This is a genomic window from Corynebacterium kroppenstedtii, from assembly GCF_016894245.1.
In the GTDB taxonomy this organism is placed as follows: domain Bacteria; phylum Actinomycetota; class Actinomycetes; order Mycobacteriales; family Mycobacteriaceae; genus Corynebacterium.
Genome location: NZ_CP069792.1, coordinates 913,677 through 927,051, shown reverse-complemented (window position 1 = coordinate 927,051; position 13,375 = coordinate 913,677). Strand labels below are relative to the sequence as shown.

Annotated in this window: 16 protein-coding genes; 4 read left to right on the top strand and 12 right to left on the bottom strand. The window is 59.9% G+C overall.

Going from position 1 to position 13,375, the window contains the following annotated elements:
* Nucleotides 1-40 precede the first annotated feature (40 nt).
* The 4 genes from I6J23_RS04125 to ssd all read right to left on the bottom strand — a co-directional run bounded on the left by I6J23_RS04125 (nucleotide 41) and on the right by ssd (nucleotide 3,634).
* Nucleotides 41-517, bottom strand: coding sequence for a type II secretion system F family protein (locus tag I6J23_RS04125; protein ID WP_204582638.1), 477 nt, complete (start codon nucleotides 515-517; stop codon nucleotides 41-43).
* Nucleotides 514-1,203 (bottom strand): type II secretion system F family protein, encoded by a 690-nt coding sequence (locus I6J23_RS04120; protein ID WP_204582637.1) that lies wholly within the window; start codon nucleotides 1,201-1,203, stop codon nucleotides 514-516. Before I6J23_RS04120 ends, I6J23_RS04125 begins: the two co-directional genes overlap by 4 nt.
* Nucleotides 1,161-2,336, bottom strand: a complete 1,176-nt coding sequence (locus tag I6J23_RS04115; protein ID WP_412523817.1) for a TadA family conjugal transfer-associated ATPase — start codon at nucleotides 2,334-2,336, stop codon at nucleotides 1,161-1,163. Before I6J23_RS04115 ends, I6J23_RS04120 begins: the two co-directional genes overlap by 43 nt.
* 143 nt (nucleotides 2,337-2,479) lie before the next feature.
* Nucleotides 2,480-3,634: a septum site-determining protein Ssd gene (gene ssd, locus I6J23_RS04110; protein WP_204582635.1), complete on the bottom strand. Its 1,155-nt coding sequence runs from the start codon at nucleotides 3,632-3,634 to the stop codon at nucleotides 2,480-2,482.
* Between the two features lie 770 nt (nucleotides 3,635-4,404).
* Here ssd and I6J23_RS04105 point away from each other — a divergent pair.
* Both I6J23_RS04105 and I6J23_RS04100 read left to right on the top strand, forming a co-directional pair.
* Nucleotides 4,405-4,944: a phage holin family protein gene (locus I6J23_RS04105; RefSeq protein WP_204582634.1), complete on the top strand. Its 540-nt coding sequence runs from the start codon at nucleotides 4,405-4,407 to the stop codon at nucleotides 4,942-4,944.
* Nucleotides 4,945-5,072: 128 nt separating this feature from the next.
* Entirely contained in the window at nucleotides 5,073-6,017 is a 945-nt protein-coding gene (locus I6J23_RS04100) for an alpha/beta fold hydrolase (protein WP_204582633.1), read from the top strand.
* Between the two features lies 1 nt (nucleotide 6,018).
* Here I6J23_RS04100 and I6J23_RS04095 read toward each other — a convergent pair whose 3' ends face one another.
* The 4 genes from I6J23_RS04095 to nth all read right to left on the bottom strand — a co-directional run bounded on the left by I6J23_RS04095 (nucleotide 6,019) and on the right by nth (nucleotide 9,626).
* Nucleotides 6,019-7,221, bottom strand: coding sequence for a MarP family serine protease (locus I6J23_RS04095; protein ID WP_204582632.1), 1,203 nt, complete (start codon nucleotides 7,219-7,221; stop codon nucleotides 6,019-6,021).
* A 10-nt stretch (nucleotides 7,222-7,231) separates the two neighbouring features.
* The gene (locus I6J23_RS04090) at nucleotides 7,232-8,053 is read right to left on the bottom strand and encodes an NUDIX hydrolase (RefSeq protein WP_204582631.1); all 822 of its coding nucleotides are present in this window, start codon (nucleotides 8,051-8,053) and stop codon (nucleotides 7,232-7,234) included.
* Between the two features lie 98 nt (nucleotides 8,054-8,151).
* Entirely contained in the window at nucleotides 8,152-8,889 is a 738-nt protein-coding gene (locus I6J23_RS04085; protein ID WP_204582630.1) for a TlpA family protein disulfide reductase, read from the bottom strand.
* Entirely contained in the window at nucleotides 8,889-9,626 is a 738-nt protein-coding gene (nth, locus tag I6J23_RS04080; protein WP_046203279.1) for an endonuclease III, read from the bottom strand. Before nth ends, I6J23_RS04085 begins: the two co-directional genes overlap by 1 nt.
* 50 nt (nucleotides 9,627-9,676) lie before the next feature.
* On the opposite strand from nth, the gene I6J23_RS10825 reads away from it, so the two are divergent.
* Together I6J23_RS10825 and glxR are read left to right on the top strand one after the other, a co-directional pair.
* Nucleotides 9,677-9,808 (top strand): hypothetical protein, encoded by a 132-nt coding sequence (locus I6J23_RS10825; RefSeq protein WP_260623998.1) that lies wholly within the window; start codon nucleotides 9,677-9,679, stop codon nucleotides 9,806-9,808.
* Nucleotides 9,809-10,192: 384 nt separating this feature from the next.
* The gene (gene glxR / locus I6J23_RS04075; RefSeq protein ID WP_012732600.1) at nucleotides 10,193-10,876 is read left to right on the top strand and encodes a CRP-like cAMP-activated global transcriptional regulator GlxR; all 684 of its coding nucleotides are present in this window, start codon (nucleotides 10,193-10,195) and stop codon (nucleotides 10,874-10,876) included.
* Between the two features lie 213 nt (nucleotides 10,877-11,089).
* On the opposite strand, the gene I6J23_RS04070 is transcribed toward glxR, so the two are convergent.
* From I6J23_RS04070 to I6J23_RS04055, 4 genes are all read right to left on the bottom strand, one after another.
* Nucleotides 11,090-11,929, bottom strand: a complete 840-nt coding sequence (locus tag I6J23_RS04070; RefSeq protein ID WP_204582628.1) for an MBL fold metallo-hydrolase — start codon at nucleotides 11,927-11,929, stop codon at nucleotides 11,090-11,092.
* Between the two features lie 145 nt (nucleotides 11,930-12,074).
* Nucleotides 12,075-12,557, bottom strand: a complete 483-nt coding sequence (locus I6J23_RS04065) for a RidA family protein (RefSeq protein WP_204582627.1) — start codon at nucleotides 12,555-12,557, stop codon at nucleotides 12,075-12,077.
* Nucleotides 12,558-12,561: 4 nt separating this feature from the next.
* The gene (locus I6J23_RS04060; protein WP_012732603.1) at nucleotides 12,562-12,720 is read right to left on the bottom strand and encodes a DUF4177 domain-containing protein; all 159 of its coding nucleotides are present in this window, start codon (nucleotides 12,718-12,720) and stop codon (nucleotides 12,562-12,564) included.
* Between the two features lie 121 nt (nucleotides 12,721-12,841).
* Nucleotides 12,842-13,213: a WhiB family transcriptional regulator gene (locus tag I6J23_RS04055; RefSeq protein ID WP_204582626.1), complete on the bottom strand. Its 372-nt coding sequence runs from the start codon at nucleotides 13,211-13,213 to the stop codon at nucleotides 12,842-12,844.
* Nucleotides 13,214-13,375 lie beyond the last annotated feature (162 nt).

Below are 13,375 nucleotides of genomic sequence, written 5' to 3'. Positions count from 1 at the left end.
CGGCCACCTATCGCCACCTGAATCATGAAGCTCCCCGTCGTCATGACAACCCCGATAACAGTCCGATAGCAATAGGAACGAGCCCCACCGCTATAAAGGCCGGAAGGAAACAGAAGCTCAACGGCAGTGCCACATACACGCTGGCTTTCTCGGCCTCCGCCACTGCCTGATCCGTTGCCCGATGCCGCATATGCATCGACAACGCATCTATATCGGCCGCTAACCGAGTACCCGAGCGGGCACTTCGACGTGCACGCCGAGCAAAGTCACGCAAAACCTCATTCTCGGCGCACAATGCCCACGCGATGTCGGAATCCACCCCCATCGCCAACCGGTCCGCCGTACCCTTCCAGACGTCAACAAATAGGGACCCGCCACTATCCGCAACTGCTCCCACCGCTGCGCCTACCGGAAGACCACACGACAAACACGCTTTCACCAGGTCCAAATCGGCGGCCGCATTTAACATGCCCCCCGCAGGGCCCGCACTCCCGACGTTCTTCTTCGCCGTAGTCACACCGCCACCGCCTTCGCCATCAGCGCGCGGGACCACTCCAGCCCCACGACCTCCAGAACAACTCCCACCAGGAGCAACAGCCCGCCGAGCTGCGTCGTCAATAAAAACTGAATGGAGCCCGCACCCATGGACTGGCCCATCGCCACTCCGACGAGGGGCAGAAACATCAGCACGCGGGTCGACGCTCGAGGCCCCGCCAGCGAGGCCTCGGTCCGCTCCTGGTGATGGAGCTTCGCCTGGAGATCTGCCGCCGTAGCCTGCATGACCTCCGCCAAGGGCACACCAGTGCGGTGAGACACCAGCCACGCTCGAGCGATCGCCTGGCGCCCCACCTGATCCGGCTCGCAGGACCACGTGCTCAACGGAGCACACGGAGCGCCCAACCAGGCACAATGACTGACCATGGTACGAAGCTCCCGCGCGACCTGGCCTCCCATGTCATCCGCGCCGTCCATCTCTTCGGCAACGTGGCGAACCGCTACCAAGGGGCTTGCACCGGCCAGTAGTTCGCTCGCGATCATGCTGCTGGCCTGCGCCCACTGAGCTATTACTTGGCGTTGATTGGTACGAACCCGTTTATCGCTGCGGGCCCGCCGGCCCTCCACCACCGCGATCACACACGACAGCGGCACACCGACCGGGATCATCGCGCACCACCCCGCACAACGCGCTCCCACAATGGCCATGCATCGGTGCGGCCACCATCCGCCGTCCACACCATCACCACTCCGGACGATGAAATACCTGGATACAGCGGTTTTTCGTCGTTTCCCTCCCCGTCGGTTAAGGACGAATTCATCCCGACCGGCGGCACTACTCCCACGCTCGCGAGACGACGCGACGGGGCCCGCTCAACTTGGACAACAACCCGAATCGCGGCACGGAATTGTGTTCTTACCGACTCCGGAGACATCCCCGCCATCGCCCCCAGGGCCTCGCAGCGCGCCGGAATCTCCTCCGGCCCGTTCGCATGAATCGTTCCGCAACTCCCGTCGTGGCCAGTGTTTAAAGCCGCGAAAAGTTCCTGAATCTCGGCGCCGCGGATCTCACCCACCACGATCCGATCCGGCCTCATCCGCAACGTCTGCTTGACCACGTCGCGCAACGTGATCTCCCCCTGCCCTTCCACATTGGGCGATGTCGTCGTCAACGCGACAACATGCGGATGCAGGGGATGCAGCTCACGGGTGTCCTCCACGCACACGATCCGCTCGTCCAGCGAGACTTCCGCGAGCAGGGCGGACAGCAGCGTCGTCTTGCCCGCGCCCGTCCCACCAGAGACCACAAACGCCTGACGGCTCCGCACCAACGAGCGCAACTCGTCGGCCATATCGGGCGGCACGCTGCCACTGCGAACAAGGTCATCCAGGCTGGTTGAGGCCGTCCCTAACACGCGCAGAGACAAACACGGGTGCTCAACGACAGGCGGAAGCACAGCGTGAACACGAACGCTCCCGCCGGCAGCGTCGCGTCGATAAAAACCGTCCGCATAGGGCGATGCATCGTCCAAGCGGCGCCCACACGCGGCAGCTAAACGGACTGCTGTCGCCCGCACGTGGTCGTCGTCGCGGAAGGGAGAATCCACACGACACAAACCGGCCGGGCCATCAACCCACACCTCCGAGGCCCCATTGACCAGCACGTCGGTCACATCCGGCAGGTCCAGCAGCGGTTCCACCGGGCCGGCACCATGAATCTCTCCGCGAATCCGGCGAACCTCCTGCACGACGCCCGACATCCCGATGCCCGGATATTCCGCCCGTACCGCCGAGGCAATTGCCGACGTGGACGTATCGCCATTGCCCTGCGCAAGCCTCATGCGGATTCGGTCACTCACTGCTCCTGCCTGCGCCGAGGCTCCTGTCTGTGCCGACGCCCCTGCGTGTGCCAGGACGTCGTCGGTGTGAGCAGCCGAATTATCCGCGCCCGAATGACATGACTGCACAAAACTTCGAACCCTGCTCATGCTGCCAACTTCCCCATATTCGCGGCACGGCTGTGAGCACTACTTATGGCGCACTGATCGACTGGCAACGATGGCATGCCGTTCTTTATGTAGCCATCCGCGATCTCACGTAGCCCAGACACCATGCGCGCGAAACTCGACCGCCCACACAGCCGAAGCCCCGTCTCCTCGATTTCCTTCGCGATCTTTTTCTCGGACGCGAACTCAGCCACCACCGGCATCGACGTCACAGATTCAACGTCTTTGACCCCCACCGACGAGACCACCTCATGCTTCACCACAGCCACCGGGTCCGCACCGCCCTGGCGCGCCACCCTCGACCAGCGCACTGCCCCGCCTAAACCACGCAATGTCGCAGGGACGACCACAAAAACACAATCGCAGCCAGTGAAGTCTGCAGCGTCCCACCACGTCGCGCCCGACACATCCACCACCACTGATAGGCCCTCACGAACGAGCGAACCGGCCACACGCTGCACCAATGCCCCTCGCTGATTCCACTCCACGGCCGCCGGAGCACCGCGCCCCACCGACAACACACCCACACCCTCTGGGGTCGCGGGGATATTCGCCGCCACCGCACGCCCATCGACCCCACCGTTTTCCCACCCTCGCACGCTCACATCACCCCACCTCATGCCCGGCTCACTTTCCACGCCGAGGAGGACGTCGTCCGCACCGGACACACAATTAGCGTCCACCAGCACGGAACCACGCCCTGATCGAGCCCACGACAACGCCAGACCGGCCGCAACAGTGCTTCCACCTGCGCCACCGACGGCCGAGACCACCGCTGTACAACCGCCCGACACGGCACCTCGGGAGCATCGCGTCGACAATGCCTCCACCAAGTCGCCCGACCGCGCAGGCAACACCATGACGTCCTCGGCACCCACCTGCACGCCACGCTCCCAAGGCGGAGTGCCCGCGCACACCACAAACACGCCACGCCGGGGAGGGAGCGCTAATGACGAGACCTCGTCCAGACCCTCGCAATCCGCCACCACTGCGTCGGCACTGCGCCATCGGGACGGCAACGACGCGTCCATCAGGCCGTCGATAAGCGAAACTCCCAGAACAGCCGCACATTGTTCGACTTCTGATAACAAGTGGGGGTCCGCCACCAGGGACACAAGTTCTTTCGAGGACATGGCGCCATCGTGGCAAAAACCGGCAACAGATCGTGCCGAGAAAGGGGCTACACACCGGCGTCGTTGTGGATAAGAAAAGTTATCCACAGATTTAGCGCGCACGTCCAGCTCCGCGAGAACACAAGCGGGTAATACGACAGAAGGAGCCGGGACACGGGAAACTGCGGGAGAGGCTACACCTGGAACCCGAAACTGCGGGGGGATATGCGGACACATTATTTGCCGTATAACCCGCACATCACACGAAAAACGCCGGCGCGAGATCACGCAGCGGCCTACAGATATAGAGCGACGGCCCGCATCAGGGGGGGATCGATGCGGGCCGTCTTACCCGGCTCGGGGGGGTGGCCGGGGCGGGCCACGCTCCTCACCCTTCAAGGGAGGGGGGCCCTGCGCCAACAATTTTGGCACATGAAAGGCGCAGAATGCAACACCTTTTCTAAATACCCCCGCTCCGATACGGAAAATCGCGCTCACCACTGATAATGCCCCCGTTTACCCTCCACCCGGGCATGAAGAAAACAATCGGCACCCCTGTCTGGAAATTCGCATCCACGGCCGTCACATCGCACAATGCCCGTTTCTTGCGTCAGTCACGTCGTGATCCACCCCCGTTAGAGCTATTAAATCCCTTAATAAGCCCAACAATGTACAAACTTTTCTGTTCAGAATTTATTAATAGGGCCTCAATCGCTATTTTCCCTAGCGCATGGCACAATTGGGTGAGAAAGTTTTGATTTCCCCATGTTTTAATGCGCAGGAGGATGCCCGTGAGCTCCACGAACAAAAATGGCTTGTACACCGATAGCTCAGACTCGGTTTTCCCCGAGGTAGGCAGTATCCCTCTCCGCGATGCCGATACTCACGCAGCAGGCCAAGGTAGCATTAATCGCCTGGTCAAGGACGCGTCCGGCCAGATCACCACCCTCGTCCGCACCGAAATTGAGCTCGCCAAAGCAGAACTCACGCAGTCCGTGAAGAAGGGCGCCATCGGTGGAGCAATGTTCGCCGTCGCCGGCATTATCGCTTTCTTCAGCGCGTTCTTCCTCTTCTTCACCCTGGCAGAGGTGCTTGACATCTGGCTCTACCGCTGGGCAGCATTCGCCATCGTCTTCGCCGGAATGCTCCTGCTCGCGGGCATTTTCGCGCTCATCGGGCTCAAGCAGGTCAAGCAGGTGAAGAAGCCAGAAGCAACCATCGATTCCTTCGGCAAACTCCCCGAGGTGGTCCCCAGCGGTTCATCCAACTCGGGTTCCTCCAAGACTGCGAGCTCAAAGAACGTCGAAACTGCTGAAGGCCTCTACAGCTAAACGCTAGAAACACTCAGCACCGACGTGGGTCCATCCACGTCGACACCACCCCGCCGACGATGCCCCGCTGCATCGTCGGTTTTTGGTTCCGTCTACCGTCGAACCTCATGATTTGGTAAACCTGGTGTGTGCCTCAACGCCCGACGAACCCCTCCGCCATTGAACTCGATGGCCCGTGGACCCACCACCTGTATCACAGCCGGGGAGTTCGCATTCACTGCGCAGACAGCGGAAATCCCGACGCCCCATTAGTGCTGCTAGTTCACGGTTTCGCTGGCGGATGGTTCGACTGGCAATCTGCCCTCCCCTTGCTCGCGGAGGATCACCACGCCGTCGCCATGGATCTCCGCGGCTATGGGCTCTCTGACAAACCCCCTCACGGCTACGACCTGGGCACAACGGCGCTAGACATCGCCGGCCTGGTCCTTGCGCTGGGTCATACGTCGGCAACTGTGGTCGCCCACGGAGAGAGCGTGCCTGCAGCGGTGATCGCTGGCCTGACCGAGCCGCAGCGCATTAAGCGTGTGGTGGCCCTCAACCCGTCGCATCCGCGTCAAAACGTCGACGTCGTCACCCGCCACCCGATCCGGCACCGTGACCGCATCACGCTGGGCATGGCCACTCGTTTCCCGCGTCTGGGTAAGCGCTGGCTGAAAGCCGACCACAGCTTGTTCCTTGAGCAGATCGTCGCCCATCTAGCCGGCTCCGCGTTCCGGTACTCCGACAGTTTCGACGAGTATCTTGCAATTCGACGCTTCGCGATGGGCGTCGAGCGCGTCGCTTATTACGCGTGCCTGCGCCACCGAAAGGCCGCGGTGGCGACAATGCCCCGCGGAACAGCGCAAACCGTTCTGGCCGATTGGTCCGGCTGGAATGAAATTGAGTGCTCGACCCCCCCGGCTGTGCGCGTTCTCCACGGTGCCGAGGATCCTCTGATCACGGCGTCGAAGACAGCTCGCGAGACTATTGCCGACGCCGACCACGTCACCGTCGTTCCCGGCGCGGGGCATTATGTCCACATGGAGGCGCCCCACGCGGTACGCGATGCTGTGCTGGCCGTGGAGAAAGCGTAACCTACTTAGCCACGCACGACTTCGTGTCCACCGCGGACCGCAAGTTCTGTACGTTTTCCACCGATCCCAACGATTCCATAAGCTCATGGTTGGTCAGCGCGTATCCGGTGTCTTGATCATCCACCCCGGCGCCGAAGATAAGCCCAAGAACTTCACCGTCGCCATCGACAACGGGCCCACCAGAGTTACCCTCACGGACCAATCCGCGCAGCGTATACGCTTCGCGCTGAACCCGATCGGTGGAATAAATATTCGGCCCGTCGATGGTCAAACGGTCACGGACGCGCGCGTTTTCCACATCGAACGGCCCGCCCAAGGGGTACCCGAGGACTGCCGCATCTGACCCCGTGGTGGCGGGCACGTTGTCTAGCGCCAGGGGGTTTAATCCCAAATCCACGGCGTGCAGGACCGCGATATCTTTATCGGGGTTGAAATACGTGACGGTGGCCACGTCCTCACCGTTGACTGTCCGCAGTTTGACCTCATTCGATCCGGCAACCACGTGGGCGTTGGTCACCACAGTGTCCGGAGCGATAACAAAACCACTGCCTTCCAGCATTTTTCGGCACTGCTGTGCCGTCGATAAGACTTGAACAATCGACGGCCGGATCTCGTTCAAGCGTTGAGTGGACAAGACTGAATCCGCCGGTGCGGGAACATCCTTATTCGGTAGCTCACCGAACGAATCGGTCAGCGTCGGCATGCCGTTCTGGTTGAGGAACATGCCTACCCGGCTGCCCCAGTTGTTCACCTGTTGCGGTGCCAGGGAGTCCACCGCCCCCAAAACCTTGGAGTTGCGGAGCGCTTTGGAGAAGTCTCCGGTGGACACGGACACCACGGGCACAGCAATCATCCACACGACGACGATCGCGGTGAAGACCTGCACAACGGCCCCGACGGCCGCGTCGGCCTTGTACACGGCCCTGGTGCGGATCATGTTGCGCAGCGCAATGCCAATGGAGGATCCTATGGCGTATCCAATAATGACGGCGAGAACCGCAATGCCTAGGGCGAAGAGGAATCGGGTGTTGTTGTCGTCAGTTTGGGCCATCGCGTACGGCGCGGCCCACATGCCGACCATGCCGCCGATGAGAACGCCTATGACCGCGGCGATGGAGGATACGCCGCCTTGTCTCCATCCGGAATGCATCGCCGATAGTGCGATGAGCACAATGACGATGTCCACAATGGTGGATCCGCTCATTCAGTGTCTCTCAGTTCTTGTGGTTGGGGGTTGTCGGCGTTGATGGTTTCTGGGGGTTTCTCCGCCACCGAGTCACCGGTTCATTGTTCGCCGACCGAGCAAGCGTCTCTGCAAGATCGTACACAGGTGAAGCGTTCCATGGTTTCTCCCAACCCGCTTCGCGGAGGAGGCCATCCACTAACCCGCCGGTAAAACCCCAAAGTAGAAGGTCCCCTATCCAAAAGGCGGGCCCGGTCCACCCTTGCCTTCCGACGGTTATTCGTATCGACGGATCCGCCAGGTGTCCCAAGGGTATGGCGACGACGTCGGCCACTTCGGCGGGGCTGGCGGGGTAAACGTGGGTGGGGTTGTTCCAGTACGCCAACACGGGCGAGACGACGTTTCCCGTGCGGGGGATGAGTATTGGGTGGAGGACCGCCAGGGGCGACATTGTGTCCGGGCGCACTGCTGTTTCCTCCTGGGCTTCCCGTACGGCGGTGTCGATGGGCGTAGTGTCCTCGGGGTCCTTCCGCCCGCCGGGAAACGCCATTTGGCCCGAGTGCGACCGCAACGTGGGCGCGCGGTGGGTCAGGAGCAGCCGGGCATCCTCGGGGTAGGGCGTGCCCGGTGTGGGCTCGTACGTGGGGTCGCCAGCCACAAGCATCAGCACTGCCGACGGGCGGGTCGCGTCGGCGTCGTCAAGCCGCGGTGTCCGTCGAGATAAATCAGAAAGTTGACGACGAATACCACCGTCGCGAGCCCGCTGTGTGATCGCGCGAAGCCACGGCGGGACCGCATCAGGCAGCGGCGGCTGGGTGGGGTCTGAGAACGACGTGGGGAACTCTTCTGTCACCTGTGGCCTCCTACAACTCGCAACGCCTCAGATCAGGATACGGCCTGACGGTAGCGTTCGGTGGGAGATACCGAGCTAGCCGACCGGCTGCAAGCCTGCTAACTGAGCACCGCGGTGACCGCCGACTCTAAATCGCCGGTGCTCGTGAACGTTTGCGGGTACACCTTGGCGACCTCCCCATTGGGTTTAAGAACCACCGTGATCGGAATAACCGACGGCAAGCGCAACGCTCGTGCGACGTCGCCACCCGAGTCTTGGAAGCTTGACAGGTGGTCCACATGTAAGTCGGAGAGGACGTCTACACCTGCGTCACCATTTTTATCGGCGTGGACGCCGACGACGTTCCATTCCGGGTGGGACTGGGCCACTTTGTCAACAATCGGAAGTTCCTTCTTGCATGGCTGGCACCAGAAGGCCCATAGATTAATAACGGTCGGTTTGCCTGCGAGGTTGCGGCTTAATGGTTGGGAGTCAGCCTTGCTTGCTGAGTTGCCCAAACATGGCAGTGTCACCGACCCCAGGGGCGAATCGTCATCCTTTTGCGAACCATCGTGACTGCCCACCGCGGCCTCAGCGGACGCAGTGGGGCACGCTGGCCGGCCAGTGGTGGGGTTGGACGCAGGGGAATTTTCGCCCTCCGATCCATCCGTTCCATCGCCCCGGCCAGCGTCACCCTCACCCGCACTGCCTTGGCCCGCGGGGCTATCGGATATCGCCGCTCCCGAATGCGCGTCATTGTGACTGGATGTAGACCGGAGCATGAGAGGAACCGCGCAGATCACCAAGCCCGTGAGCACGGCGATAATAAGGATGGTCCAGCGTTGTTGTCGCCCCATCAGTGGCCCCCTAGTGCTAAATCGAGAATGCGGTCACGCTCTGGGCCCTTAACCAGCTTTTCTGCCTCGTCGGGATTTGTGGGACCCCACACACCGAAACCATGACAGTCCTTCGCTAGGAAGCACGCACCACACGCTGCCTTCCGGGAGTGGCACACACGTCGACCATGAATAATCACTTCATGGGAAAACGGCGTCCACCGTTTTTTCTCAATTAATTGGGCCACGTCCTGCTCAACTTTTTTCGGATCCGTCGCGTCCGTTAAACCGAACCGACGCATCAAGCGACCCACATGGGTATCTACCGTTATTCCCGGCTTGCCAAACGCATTCCCCAAGACCGTGTTTGCCGTCTTACGACCCACCCCGGGCAGCGACACTAACTCCGCCATCGTGTCCGGTACGGTACCGTCGAAACGAGTGACGAGCTCATGCCCCAGAGCAACCAAATTCCGCGCTTTGTTGTGATAAAACCCCGTCGAGCGGATAAATCCTTCCACTTCCTCGACGCTGGCGTTGTCTAAATCCTCCGGGCCGGGAAACCGCTTAAACAACGCTGGCGTCACCATGTTAACGCGACGATCCGTGCACTGAGCAGACAAAATCGTGGCGACGACCATCTGATACGGATTGTCAAAGTTCAGTTCCGCTTTAGCGTCCGGATACGCACGGTGCAGCGCGCGGGAGATCCTGCGAGCACGACGGACTTTTGCAAGCGGAGTCTCGGTAGTGGCCATGCCAACACCATAGCGGGCGCCCCGGACATAACGTCGGTATGGTGGACCGCATGGCCGGGTTATTTGCCCTCCTCGCACCATTCATTCTGATGGGATTCGCCATTGGCATGGAACGCTACGAACTCTTCGCGAAGAACGCCGGAAGGAAGAAGGCGTCGAGCCCCGGTGTCGAGGCGCACTAGAGAAAGTGCAAAGTTCTTACCGCAATTCGTTGGTTCCGTCGACAAAAAATAATGTGTTTTTCACCACTATAAAAAGCTACGATAACGTAGCATACGTTATCAACGGGAGTTCGCTTCCGAAAACGTGACCAACGGCACAAGCAGCGGTTTTGTCAATTCATCCCCAAATATGGGCATCCTTGGCAAACTTTTCACCCTTTTATTGATTATTCCTCTCTATAAAACTCCCGCGTAAGCCTATTCCTAAATCGGACAAAGCTCTCACTTTTCGCCTGCCACGTAGTAATGTGAGGTGCGATACAGCGACGGGTGCGGTATTTAGTATCTAACACAGACAGCCGCGCACCGTGGCACTCGACCCTACTGCGAGAAGTGGAGACTACGTTGAGCGACGTCACCGAGATCCTCTCCCGTGCCGGCATTTTCCAAGGTGTTGACCCTGTTGCCGTCCGGAACCTCATCCATGATCTTGAGACGGTGCGATTTCCGCGCGGCACCACCATTTTCGACGAGGGGGAGCCCGGCGACCGCCTCTATATCATCACTGAGGGCAAAGTGAAGTTAGCCCGCCACGCAGCTGACGGTCGTGAAAACCTTCTCACCATTATGGGCCCCTCGGATATGTTCGGTGAACTATCCATCTTCGATCCGAACCCGCGCACATCGTCGGCTATTTGCGTCACTGAAGTGTCCGCCGCCACGATGAACTCGGAGAAGCTCCACCAGTGGATCAACGACCACCCGGCCATCTCTGAACAGCTGCTTCGTGTGCTCGCGCGTCGCCTACGTCGCACCAATAATTCCCTGGCAGACCTTATTTTTACCGACGTCCCCGGGCGCGTAGCGAAGGCGCTTCTCCAGCTAGCCAACCGGTTCGGCGTTCAGGACAATGGCAACTGGCGAGTTCACCACGACCTCACCCAAGAGGAAATCGCGCAGCTTGTTGGTGCATCGCGCGAAACTGTCAACAAAGCGCTCGCCGAATTTGCTCACCGCGGGTGGATCCGGCTCGAAGGTAAAACCGTCGTTATTTGCGACAGCGAACGCCTGGCACGTCGCGCGCGGTAAATCGGTACAACGCATAGTTCGCACCACGGGCGCTCGGCGGGTGATAGCGACGAAGCCGGCACACGGACACATTTTTGTCGTATAGCCCCGTATAACCCACAAACGCGCAAAACTTAACCACAAAAGCAAAGCAGCCCGAGACTCCCGGGCTGCTTATTCCTATTGTGCGCTACTTTTCTCGAACGCTATTTTCCCGAGCGCCACTCCTGAGCGCTACTTCTCTTCAGCGCTTAAATACCGCAGCGCCACGCGCGTCGACTGCTCAGCAGCCCCACGCAATACCGGGTCCACGTCTGTGTAAATCTCATCGACCAACTGGTCCACCGAAGCATCATCCCCCAGCTTCTTCCGAGCCTCACGGATCTGGTCAAGGCGATGGTGACGTCGATCAAGGTATTTCTTGGCAAACGGCTCCAGGTCCGGGTGATCCGGCCCATGTGCGGGCAGCAAAGGAACACCGGCGCCCCGCTTTTTCAGCATCTCCAATGTCTCTAGGTATTGCCCCAGATCACCATCGGTCTCGGAGATCATTGTCGTGTGCTTGCCGGCGATCGTATCGCCCGTCAAAATCGCCTCAGGCTTCGTATCGCTCGAACCATCATCGGCCCGAGCAGCGTCGGCACTCGGATAAAGGAAGAAACTCACCGAATCCGCGGTGTGGCCAGGAGTGGCGACAACTTTTACAGCCGGAGTGACACCCTCGACGGTGATGACTTCCCCGTCCTCGAGCGGATCACCCATTTTGCAGAAACGCTTATCGACGGACCGGACAGGCGCCCCCGTAATCTGCGATAACCGGTTAGCTCCATCAGCATGATCCGGATGCCGGTGAGTCAAAAGAATCATCGCGATTTCCGACGCATGATGGTTAAGAACATTCAGGTGGCCTTCATCCTGAGGGCCCGGATCCACAACGATCGACCGCGGATCACCGTCAGCTCTAATAACCCAACTATTGGTGCCCTCTAGCGAGCCATAGCTGGGATTGGGACATAAAACAACGCCCGCGTTGGGGGTAACGGGACGCAACTGGCTATACGCAGGATGCTCCATGCATGTCAGTGTACGTCCTCGGGCGGTCTGTCAAAATCTCATCGGGCCAGAGACAACCCAAAAAATGCCGAAACGGGGGCAATTCCGACCATGACTTAGCACACGTTCGGAAAACCCCCGGGACAGAGCGGCTTCCGTCGTAGCGTTATTGCACTCCTGTATTTCGTCGCGCGATGACTTCAACCTCCACCGGCGCATCCAAGGGCAACTCCGAAACCCCCACAGCAGACCGCGCATGGGCTGTACCGAAGACGTCGCCGAAAAGATCCGATGCACCATTTATTACCCCAGGTTGACCACCAAATCCGGGTGCGGACGCCACAAAACCCGTGACTTTCACAATCGACACCGAATCAATGTCGACGAGGGAATTGATGGCGGCCAAAGCGTTGAGTGCCGCCTGGCGAGCGTATCCCGCCGCGTCATCCGCAGACACGCCTGCACCAACCTTGCCCGTCGCCGGCAGTTCTCCGTTCTTGAATGGAAGCTGACCCGACACATAAATCGTGTCCCCCGAGATCACGGCCGGTGCATAAGAAGCCACCGGCGCCGCCACCTCTGGGAGTTCAATCCCTAAGTCGGCAAGATTCTTCCTGGGGCTCTGAGTGGACTGTCCACTGGTCGTCATAAAACTAGTCTTCCTTCGGGCGCTTCATGTAGGCAATGTGCTGCTCGCCTGTTGGGCCGGGCATGACTGCCACCAGCTCCCAGCCGTCAGCCCCCCATGTATCCAAAATCTGCTTTGTAGCGTGCGTCAACAGCGGAACTGTTGAATATTCCCAGGTTGTCATGACCCTAGCCTAACAAGGATCAGCTGCGCTGGCTTCGATCAGCTGCGCTGGGCTCAATCAGCTACGCTGTGCGGAGCCACCCACTCTAAGCTCAACCAACCAGTTAGACGGGATGCCCCCGTTATGACCGCCCGGCGTACCCCGCGTAAAAGTCTGCCCAGCTTTCCACCTCGGGGTGCTCCCGCAACAATGCACGACGCTGTCGCTCGGTCATGCCACCCCACACGCCGAACTCCACGCGGTTGTCCAAGGCGTCGGCACGGCACTGCAACACCACAGGGCAATGTCTGCAAATCGCCGCAGCTTGTCGCTGCTTCGACCCCTTGACAAACAACTCCTCAGGATCAATGTCACGGCACTTGGCGTGAGTGATCCATTGGCCACGCTCCGCGAACGATGACGGATCAGTAAGCGAATCCACCTTCTGCTGGATTCGTCCGTCCTTGGTTGTGGCCAACGATGTATCAGCCGGTCGGGTCAGCGATGCAGTCATTGTGCACTCCTCTCCGTGGTCACGTGTGCATGGTCGCGAAGCCGTGAGCGTCACCCTGGTATGTCTCGATACCGTTTTTATGGATATTCACCCTGCTTAGCTAGCTGTAAGTCTATTCACACGCCAAACAAACTGTCGACTACATCACATTTCGGGGGTAGT